Here is a 9009-nt window from a genome sequence, read left to right as displayed (position 1 = left end):
CGTGGGGGCGCGGCTGTGGCCGCCCGGGGGTGTTCCGCCGCCCCCCCCGGCGAAACAGCCGCGCCTGCCAAGCACGATAACCCAGTCATCACCAAAGAACCTCGACGCCGGCAAAACCGAAGAGCAAACAGCCCTTAAGTTGCCAGCCCGGTCACGCTGCCCGTGGTCTCGGTCATGCCATAGGTCTGCACGAATCCGCAGCCGAACACTTCCATGCCTTCGCGCAGCAAGTGGGCCGGCATCGGCGCGGAGCCGTAGACCAGGTAGCGCAGGCGCGAGTAGTCCACCTGCCGCGCACGCGGGTCGCGCAACAGGATCTGGATCGCCGACGGCACCAGGAACAGCTTGCTGATGCGGTCGTTGGCGATAAAGTCCAGCACGCGGCGCGAATCGAAATCCGCACGACAACGCCTTTTGCGCCCGCCAGCAGTCCGCGCAATCCCCATCCGGTGCCGCCGATATGGGCGACCGGCATCGCCACGAGCGAAACATCGTCAGGGACCCAGCGCAGCCACGCAATGTTGTCTCGCTCGGCAATGATCGCGCTGACACTAAAGACGGCTGTTAAGCTTGTCAACACTGGAAAAACACGGACACACAGATTCCGGCCACGATGAAACAAGCCCTTACGCCCCTGGAAGGACAGGAAGGTTTTGCGGTGCCGCGCTACTCGCGCGGCAGGAAGACGACGGAACGGTTGCTCGAAGCCGGCCGCCGCCTGTTGCGCGACCGCACGCTGGAGCAGGTGCCGATCCAGGACATCTGTGGCCATGCCGGCGTGACCACGGGCGCGTTCTACAGCCGCTTCGATGGCAAGGAGAGTTACTTCCGCGCCTTGCAGACCTTGCTGGTCGCGCAGTTGCGCGAAGGGATGGAGCAGCGTGTCGCGTTGTTCGATGCCGGCCAGATGACGCTGCGCGAGGTGGTGGAATCGCTCGCGCGCAACAACCGCATGTGGGCGTACCGCAACGAGGGCGTGCTGCGCGCGTCGCTGATCGAACGGGCCATTACCGGCGAAGACCCGCTCAAGCGCATGAACCAGGACTATGTGGAACTGGTGGTGCCGCGCCTGGCGCGGCTGCATCCCGCGGGCGCCTCGCCCGAACTCGAAACGCGCATCCGCTTTGCCTACCAGGCCATGGTGGGAACGCTGGTCTATACGCTGGTCAACCGGTCCGGTACGTACCGGTTGTCAGACCGCAGGCTCGAGGCGGAGATGGCGCGGGCGTTTTATCTCTACATCACGCAGGAGCTTGGGTAAATGCGTGGTCCCGAAAGAGCCAAGGAGAAATGCCATGAGTGATGTCACAGCGGACCGCAGCGTATCCCGGTCCAGCGATTGCCCGGCGTGCCCCGGCAACCCCGTGATGGAGCGCATCGCGACGCGCAAGGCGGAGGTCGGCGAACTGGCCATCCATCGCGCACTGCCCAGCCGCCAGCGCCGCATGGTCGGCGCCTGGTGTTTCCTCGACCATGCCGGCCCGATCGTGTTCGGGCCCGGCGATGGCCTGCGCGTGGGTCCGCATCCGCATATCGGCCTGCAGACATTCACGTGGATGATCGAAGGCGAGGTCATGCACCGGGACAGCCTGGGCTCCGAGCAGGTCATCCGGCCGGGTCAGGTCAACCTGATGACGGCCGCGCACGGCATCTCCCACGCAGAGGACTCCGTCACGCCGCAGGGCGGCGGCTTGCATGCGGCGCAGCTGTGGATTGCCCTGCCCGAAGACCGGCGCCATGGCAAGCCGGCGTTCAGGAACTATCCGGAACTGCCGGTTACCGCGCACGGCGGGTTCCGTGTCACGGTGCTGGTCGGGACGGTTTTCGGCGAAACATCGCCGGTCGAGGTGCATTCCCCGCTGACCGGGCTTGACCTCACGGCCGATGGGGCGGCCCAGGCATCGTTGCCGCTTGACGCAGGGTTCGAGCACGCCGTGCTCGTCCTGAGCGGGGAGGCGCGGATCGAAGGCGAGCCGCTGGCGGTCGATACGCTGCTCTACCTGGGCACCGGGCGGGCGCAGCTCGACGTGCAATGCTCGGGGCCGGTGCGCTTGCTGGTGATCGGCGGCGCGCCGTTCGCGGAGGACATCCTGGTGTGGTGGAACTTCGTCGCGCGCAACCAGGCGGAAATCGAAGCGGCCGCGCGGGACTGGAACAACGGTGATCCACGCTTCGGCAAGGTCACGGGAAGCCCGTCGCCGCGATTGGCGGCGCCGGACCTGACCGGCGTGCAGATCAGGCAGCCGGGGCGCTAGCGCGCGGGGTCCCGGCTGGGGGGCTCACACCCCCCAGAGGATATCGGCGTGCTCGCGTTGCGCGACCCGCATCATGTCGAGCAGCGGGTAGGCGCGTTGCGACAGCATGATGCGCTTGCGGCCGTCCCGGTCGGCATGGCCGGCCGCGCCGTCGTCGGGGGCATGAAGCGCCTTGTCTTCCGAGATCGCCGCTTCGAGCCTGCAGATGGCCTCGGGCAGTTCCTCGGCCGCGATGACGCCGCGCTCGCCGATGCGCTTGCCCAGGATGCCGAGCAGGTATTGCGCCAGGTCGCGCAGCATCGAGATATCCGGCGCCGCCTTCGAATGAAGGGTCACTAGCATGTCAGTTCCTCCTTGATCAGATGCGATGCGGCGCTCGTTTCGCCGAGCCCCCATGTCATCCACAACGTCTCACCGCCCCGGTGCGTGGACACGCTGCCTGCAAGGTTCCGTACGCAGCGGCCGACGCGACGGCATCAGCCATCGCCGCCCTCCGGCTCGCCCTGGTCGATCGCCACCAGCACGCTGCAGGAAACCTTGTCCAGCAGCAGGCCGTTGCCATTGCCGGCCCACCATCGCTTGAGCGCGCCGCAGCGGCTGTGCCCCACCACGATCAGGTCGACGTGCAAGGTATTGGCCATGCGGGCGATCTGGTCGATCGGGATGCCGGTCGCAAAATGCCCGGTGGTCTCGATGCCGCATGCCCGCAGCCGGTCGACACCTTCGCGCAGGATTCTCCGGGCGGATTGTTCCTCGACCATCTGCGCGTCGCCTGCCAAGGCATCGAACCCCTGGATCCAGTAAGCGTGCTCGAGCACCGCCAGCAGGTGGGCCTCCGCGCCAAGCTGCCGCGCCAGATCGGCGCCGTAGCGAAGCGCCCGCCGGCCATCGCGTGATCCGTCATAGCAAAGCAGGATGCGTGAAAACAATGGCATCGCCGTTCCCCTTGATGGCCGTCAGCCTGCATGCCCCCCCGCCACAGCGCCGACGCGTTCCTTCATGGTTGAATATATATCATGTTGTGATGTATTTTTCCGGCTGCGTTCGTGAAGCCTTGCAGGACGGAGATCGGTTCGGCAAAGCTGGACCGTAGTCACGACAGTATCCGGCAAGAACGGCGGCGGTGTCGGCGGCCGGGACTTGCCGCTGTCCTTTTCTTGATCATTTGCTGGCTGCTGAATGCAGCGCGAACCACTTTGCGGACACACGCGCCTCCAACACTGTCGGCAAACTCCTTATTCATCCAACTCATATATATGAGCTAGTTGACATGGACGAGAGCCTCTCCTAAGATGAATCCCACAAACCACCCCACAACCCAGGAGACAACAAAATGATTCATGTCGTGCTGCATGACGCCAAGGACACCGTCGCGGTGGCTGTGGTGGAAGGCATCCAGGCGGGTACCCGGCTGAATGCGTGGATCATGGATGAGGACAAGGTCGTCACGGTGACGGCGCTCCAGCCGATTCCCATCGGCCACAAGGTGGCGTTGTGCGACATGGCTCCCAACGACACCGTCTTCAAGTACGGCGTCGACATCGGCAAGGTGGTGGCCCCGATCAAGGCCGGCGAGCACGCCCACGTCCATAACATCAAGACCAAGCGCTGGTAAGCCGCCGCGCCGCCGTCCCGCATCCACCACTATCCATTCCAAATCCGAGGGCCATGCCATGTCCGTGATCGACCAAAACACCACCTTCTGGGGCTACCGCCGCGACAATGGTCGCGTGGGTGTGCGCAACCACGTCATCATCCTGCCGCTGGATGACCTCTCCAATGCCGCCGCCGAGGCCGTGGCCGTCGCAATCAAGGGCACCATGGCGATTCCGCACCCGTACGGCCGACTGCAATTCGGGCCGGACCTGGACCTGCACTTCCGCACGCTGATCGGCGCGGGCAGCAACCCGAACGTCGCCGCGGTGGTGGTGATCGGCATCGAGGACGGCTGGACCAAGCGCGTGGTTGATGGCATCGCCAAGACCGGCAAGCCGGTGGTTGGCTTCGGCATCGAGGGGCACGGCGACCACGACACCATCATGCGTGCTTCCAAGGCAGCGAAGGAGTTTGTGCAGTACGCCACCGCGCTGCATCGCGTGGAATGCCCGATCGGCGACCTGTGGGTGTCGACCAAGTGCGGCGAGTCGGATACCACGTCCGGCTGCGGCGCCAATCCGACCGTGGGCAATGCGTTCGACAAGCTGCATCCGCTGGGCACCACGCTGGTGTTCGGCGAGACCTCGGAGCTGACCGGCGGCGAACATATCGTCGCGGCGCGCTGCGCCAATGACGACGTGCGCCACCAGTTCATGGCGATGTTCGAGCGCTACCAGGGCATGATCGACCGCTGGAAGACCTCGGACCTGTCCGAGTCCCAGCCGACCAAGGGCAATATCGCCGGCGGCCTGACCACCATCGAAGAGAAGGCGCTCGGCAATATCCAGAAGATCGGCAAGAAATGCACGGTCGACGGCGTGCTCGACAAGGCCGAGGAGCCGACCCATCCGGGCCTGTGGTTTATGGATTCGTCGTCCGCGGCGGCCGAGATGGTGACGCTGTGCGCCGCCGCGGGATACGTCGTCCATTTCTTCCCGACGGGCCAGGGCAACGTGATCGGCAACCCGATTGTCCCGGTAATCAAGCTCTGCGCGAACCCGCGCACGGTGCGGCTGATGAGCGAGCACATGGACGTCGACTGCTCCGGCCTGCTGCAGCGCGAGCAGACGCTGGACCAGACCGGCGACAAGCTGCTCGAATGCATGCTGGCAACCGTCAATGGCCGCTGGACGGCAGCCGAGGCGCTCGGCCACCGCGAGTTCGTGCTGACCCGCATCCACGAGTCCGCATGATGAGGCGCATCTGCATCAGCGAGTTCATGGACCCGGCCGCGGTGCAGGCGCTCACGCCCGGCTTCGACGTGCGCTACGAGCCGGGCTGGGTGGACCAGCGCGGCGCCTTGCTCGACGCGCTGTCCGGGGCCGATGCGCTGATCGTGCGCAACCGCACCCAGGTCGACGCGGCGCTGCTCGAGCGCGCGCCCGCGCTGCGCGTGGTCGGGCGGCTCGGCGTGGGGCTCGACAATATCGATGTCGCGGCGTGCCGCGACCGCGGCATCCGCGTGATTCCGGCCTCGGGCGCCAACGCGCGCTCCGTGGCCGAATACGTCGTGACCACGGCCGCGATGCTGCTGCGCGGCGCCTATGCCAGCAGCGCGGAACTGGCCGATGGCAGCTGGCCCCGTGCGCGCCTGTCGGATGGGCGCGAAGCATTGGGCAAGACGCTGGGCCTGGTCGGCTTCGGCGATATCGGCCGGCAGGCCGCCGCGCTCGCGCAGGCGTTCGGCATGCAGGTGGTGGCGCATGATCCGATGCTGTCCGCTGACGATCCGGCCTGGTCCGCTACCGGCGTGGAAGGCGTTGCACTGGATGTGCTGCTGGCGCGCTCCGATGCCGTGAGCCTGCATGTCCCGCTGGTGGCCGCAACGCGGCACCTGATGAATGCGCAGCGCATTGCCGCCATGAAGCCCGGGGCGGTGCTTATCAACACGGCGCGCGGCGGTGTCGTGGACGAGGCCGCACTGGCCCGCGCGCTGCGCGACGGACACCTGGGCGGTGCCGCGCTCGACGTGTTCGAAGCCGAGCCGCTGCCCGCGCAAAGCGTGCTGGCGGGCGTGCGCAACCTGGTGCTGACCCCGCATATCGGCGGCGTCACGCGCGAGGCCAATGCGCGCGTGTCGATGATGATCGCCGCGCAGGTGCGGCAAACGCTGGAGACCCTGTCATGAGCCGAGTCCCGATGGGGCAGCTGGAAGCGCTGGCGCGGGCCGCCTTGCGCCGGGCTGGAGCGAGCGCCTTGCAGGCGCAGGCGACGGCGGCGGCGCTGGTGCGGGCCGATGCCATGGGCCTGGCCTCGCACGGCGTTTCGCGCGTGCCGATGTACGTCGGGCATCTGCGCCATGACCGTGTCGACGGGCAGGCGGTGCCAGTGGTGCGCAGTGTCCGTGCCAGCGCGGCGCTGGTCGATGCCGGGAGCGGGTTTGCCTTTCCGGCCTGCGAGCTGGCGATCGCCGAGGCCATGCGCCGCGCGCGCGACACCGGCGTGGGCGTCGCCGCCGTCGCCAACAGCCATCACTTCGGCGCCGCCGGGTTGCCGCTCGATACCGTGGCCCGCGCCGGCATGGTGGGCATCGCCATGGGCAATTCGCCGGCGGCGATGCCGGCCTGGGGTGGCAAGCGAGCGCTGTTCGGCACCAATCCGATTGCGGCAGCGTTTCCGCGGCCGGGCCGGCAGCCGGTCCTGATCGACCTGTCGCTGTCCGAAGTCGCGCGCGGCAAGATCATGGTCGCGGCCAAGCAGGGCAAGCCGATTCCGCTCGGCTGGGCGCTCGACGAAGAGGGGCAGCCGACCACCGATGCGCAGGCGGCGCTGCGCGGCTCGATGCTGCCTGCGGGCGGCGTCAAGGGCGCCATGCTGGCGCTGATGGTGGAGCTGCTGGTGACTACGCTCGCCGGCGCGCAGTTTGGCGCGGAAGCGGATTCGTTCTTCACCGATGCCGGCAACCGGCCGCGCATCGGGCAACTGTTCCTCGTGCTTGATCCGGGCGCTTTCGCCGGCTCGGATGTCTATGGGGAACGGGTCGAGGCGCTGCTGCACGCGATGCTGGGTGATGAGGGCACGCGGTTACCCGGCGCGCGGCGTTACACGCTGCAGTCGGAAGCGCAGGAACATGGCATTGAAATACCGGAAGCACAGCTTGCCGAACTGCTGTCGCTCGCCGGCGAGGAGGTGAAAGCGTAGGCCATTCCCCATCGACAACGGACCCGCCAGGAAGCGGGCCGGCGACCCCAAACGGAGACACACCATGCATCGAGGCTCGATTCGCCCGGCGTTCAGGCTGGCTGCCCGCGCGCTTGTAGCGTTGTCCGCAGTATCGACGTTCGCGTGGCTGGCGCCCTCGCCAGCGGCGGCACAGGGAAGCGTTCCGGTCCCATCCGCCAATGACTATCCGAACAAGCCAATTCGCTATGTGGTGCCGTTCTCGGCCGGCGGGCTGACGGACATCATGGCGCGGCTGGTTGGCCAGCAGTTGTCGGAGGAGTGGAAGAAGCCGATCGTGGTCGACAACAAGCCCGGCGGCAATGCCAATATCGGCGCCGACCAGGTCGCCAAGTCGCCGGCGGATGGCTACACCTGGCTGGCTGTCACGCTGACGCATGCTTCCAACGCGACCCTGTTCCCGAAGCTGCCGTTCAGCATGCAGAAGGACCTTGTGCCGGTGGTGCGCATTGCGTCGTCGCCGATGCTGGTGGTGGTGCCGGCGAATTCGCCGGTCAAGTCCATGAAGGACCTTGCCGCCGCCGCGCAGAAGGCCAGGCTCAATGCCGGTTCAAGCGGCAACGGCACGCCGCCGCACCTGACGCTGGCCTTGTTCGAAAGCCAGACCCGCTCCAGTTTTACCCATGTTCCGTACAAGGGCGGCGCGCCGTCGATGACCGACCTTATCGGTGGCCAGCTCGACGTGGTGTTTTCCAATTTCCCGGAATCCATCGCCTATGTGAAGGGCGGCAAGCTGCGCGCGCTGGCGGTCACGACGCGCGAGCGGCATCCGCAACTGCCCGATGTCCCGACCGTGGCCGAAGCCGGGTTCCCGGAACTCATCGTCGAGAACTGGACAGGGCTGATGATGCCGGCGGGCACCCCGCGGCCTATCGTCGAGAAGGTCGCCACTTCGGTCGGGCGCCTGCTGCAGACCGACGCCATGCGTGAGCGCATCGTGGCCGCGGGCTTCACGCCGGCGCCGCAGAGCCCGCCGTTCAACGAGTACTTCAATACCGAGGTCACGCGCTGGGCGAAGCTGATCGAGGAGAAGCAGATCCGGGTCGAATAGGCGCGGGCGGCGGCGCCGGGCAGCGGCTTGATATCATCCGGCCTTGTTCTATCGGAATTGCATGGCGCGGCCGTCCGGGCCGCCCGGCACGCTTATCTCAGGGGATCCTAACGTGGGCGCGAGATTTGACGCAGGCAGCGCCATCGGCGGTGTCCTGTACAAGGATGTGAAGCAGGCAATACTCGCCGCACTGGCGGAAGGCGAGTGGAAGCCGGGCGAGGTCATTCCGTCCGAACGCAAGCTGATCGAGCGCTTCGGCGTGTCGATCGGCACGCTGCGCAAGGCGATCGACGAACTGGTGGCCGAGAACATCATGATCCGCCACCAGGGCCGCGGGACCTTCGTGGCCACGCATCGGCAGGAAGACCATTTCTTCCGCTTCTTCCGCATCGTCCGGCAGGACGGGCATCGCGAATTTCCCACCGTCCAGCTCGCCAGGTTCCGCCGGGCCAAGGCGGACAAGGAAGAGGCCACCGCGCTCGGGCTGGCAGTCGGCGCAGCCGTGTTCCGCTTCACCAACGTGCTGTCGCTCGAAGGCGAGCCCGTCATGATCGACGCCATCACGGTGCCGGAAGAACGGTTCAGGACGCTGACGGAAAAGCAGCTGCGCGAGCGGCCGAACACGCTCTACAACTTCTACCAGGATGCCTTCGGCATCAACATCATCCGCACCGAGGAACGCATGCGTTCCGCGCTGGCGGATGAAGACGACGAGGCTTTGCTCGGCGTGCCGGTCGGCACTTCGCTGCTGAAGATCCTGAGGGTGGCCTCGTCGTATCACGACGAGCGCATCGAATATCGGGTTTCGCGCGTCGATACCAGCAGCCACGAGTTCGTGCTGTCGCAGCCCTGAAATGCCGCGGGGGG

At 66.6% G+C, this 9009-nt stretch carries 10 protein-coding genes and 1 pseudogene; 8 read left to right on the top strand and 3 right to left on the bottom strand.

The window, feature by feature from the left end; all coding sequences use genetic code 11:
- Positions 1-143: 143 nt before the first annotated feature.
- Positions 144-514: pseudogene (locus AC3FKG_RS22980) on the bottom strand (AMP-binding protein); the annotation flags it as partial.
- A 99-nt stretch (positions 515-613) separates the two neighbouring features.
- On the opposite strand from AC3FKG_RS22980, the gene AC3FKG_RS22975 reads away from it, so the two are divergent.
- Positions 614-1261, top strand: a complete 648-nt coding sequence (locus AC3FKG_RS22975) for a TetR/AcrR family transcriptional regulator (protein WP_483712257.1) — start codon at positions 614-616, stop codon at positions 1259-1261.
- A 34-nt stretch (positions 1262-1295) separates the two neighbouring features.
- Positions 1296-2255 carry a pirin family protein gene (locus AC3FKG_RS22970; RefSeq protein WP_488744217.1) on the top strand — a complete coding sequence of 320 codons (960 nt, stop codon included), beginning with the start codon at positions 1296-1298 and terminating at the stop codon, positions 2253-2255.
- 24 nt (positions 2256-2279) lie between these two features.
- On the opposite strand, the gene AC3FKG_RS22965 is transcribed toward AC3FKG_RS22970, so the two are convergent.
- Both AC3FKG_RS22965 and AC3FKG_RS22960 read right to left on the bottom strand, forming a co-directional pair.
- On the bottom strand, positions 2280-2597 hold the full coding sequence (locus tag AC3FKG_RS22965; RefSeq protein WP_488744216.1) for a DUF1840 domain-containing protein: 318 nt from the start codon (positions 2595-2597) through the stop codon (positions 2280-2282).
- 134 nt (positions 2598-2731) lie between these two features.
- Positions 2732-3190, bottom strand: a complete 459-nt coding sequence (locus tag AC3FKG_RS22960; protein ID WP_483712252.1) for a universal stress protein — start codon at positions 3188-3190, stop codon at positions 2732-2734.
- Positions 3191-3588: 398 nt separating this feature from the next.
- Between AC3FKG_RS22960 and AC3FKG_RS22955 the strand changes: the two genes are divergently transcribed.
- The 6 genes from AC3FKG_RS22955 (at position 3589) to AC3FKG_RS22930 (ending at position 8995) form a co-directional block, all read left to right on the top strand.
- Positions 3589-3870 (top strand): UxaA family hydrolase, encoded by a 282-nt coding sequence (locus tag AC3FKG_RS22955; RefSeq protein WP_483712250.1) that lies wholly within the window; start codon positions 3589-3591, stop codon positions 3868-3870.
- A gap of 58 nt (positions 3871-3928) precedes the next feature.
- Positions 3929-5104 carry a UxaA family hydrolase gene (locus AC3FKG_RS22950; RefSeq protein ID WP_483712249.1) on the top strand — a complete coding sequence of 392 codons (1176 nt, stop codon included), beginning with the start codon at positions 3929-3931 and terminating at the stop codon, positions 5102-5104.
- Positions 5104-6039, top strand: coding sequence for a hydroxyacid dehydrogenase (locus AC3FKG_RS22945; protein ID WP_488744281.1), 936 nt, complete (start codon positions 5104-5106; stop codon positions 6037-6039). The genes AC3FKG_RS22950 and AC3FKG_RS22945 overlap by 1 nt, the downstream gene beginning before the upstream one ends.
- A complete protein-coding gene (locus tag AC3FKG_RS22940; protein WP_488744215.1) occupies positions 6036-7052 on the top strand; it encodes an Ldh family oxidoreductase in 1017 nt (338 codons plus the stop codon). The genes AC3FKG_RS22945 and AC3FKG_RS22940 overlap by 4 nt, the downstream gene beginning before the upstream one ends.
- Before the next feature lie 64 nt (positions 7053-7116).
- Positions 7117-8142: a Bug family tripartite tricarboxylate transporter substrate binding protein gene (locus tag AC3FKG_RS22935; protein ID WP_488744214.1), complete on the top strand. Its 1026-nt coding sequence runs from the start codon at positions 7117-7119 to the stop codon at positions 8140-8142.
- Between the two features lie 112 nt (positions 8143-8254).
- On the top strand, positions 8255-8995 hold the full coding sequence (locus AC3FKG_RS22930; RefSeq protein ID WP_488744213.1) for a GntR family transcriptional regulator: 741 nt from the start codon (positions 8255-8257) through the stop codon (positions 8993-8995).
- Positions 8996-9009 lie beyond the last annotated feature (14 nt).

The organism is Cupriavidus sp. 22TCCZM04-2 (assembly GCF_057798895.1).
Note: the sequence above shows the minus strand (reverse complement) of the source record. Positions and strands in the feature narration are given on the sequence as shown.

Coding starts and splice junctions, on each gene's coding strand:
- AC3FKG_RS22940 (WP_488744215.1), top strand. CDS start 6,036: ATGAGCCGAGTCCCGATGGGGCAGCTGGAAGCGCTGGCGCGGGCCGCC.
- AC3FKG_RS22935 (WP_488744214.1), top strand. CDS start 7,117: ATGCATCGAGGCTCGATTCGCCCGGCGTTCAGGCTGGCTGCCCGCGCG.
- AC3FKG_RS22960 (WP_483712252.1), bottom strand. CDS start 3,190: ATGCCATTGTTTTCACGCATCCTGCTTTGCTATGACGGATCACGCGAT.
- AC3FKG_RS22975 (WP_483712257.1), top strand. CDS start 614: ATGAAACAAGCCCTTACGCCCCTGGAAGGACAGGAAGGTTTTGCGGTG.
- AC3FKG_RS22945 (WP_488744281.1), top strand. CDS start 5,104: ATGAGGCGCATCTGCATCAGCGAGTTCATGGACCCGGCCGCGGTGCAG.
- AC3FKG_RS22965 (WP_488744216.1), bottom strand. CDS start 2,597: ATGCTAGTGACCCTTCATTCGAAGGCGGCGCCGGATATCTCGATGCTG.
- AC3FKG_RS22955 (WP_483712250.1), top strand. CDS start 3,589: ATGATTCATGTCGTGCTGCATGACGCCAAGGACACCGTCGCGGTGGCT.
- AC3FKG_RS22970 (WP_488744217.1), top strand. CDS start 1,296: ATGAGTGATGTCACAGCGGACCGCAGCGTATCCCGGTCCAGCGATTGC.
- AC3FKG_RS22950 (WP_483712249.1), top strand. CDS start 3,929: ATGTCCGTGATCGACCAAAACACCACCTTCTGGGGCTACCGCCGCGAC.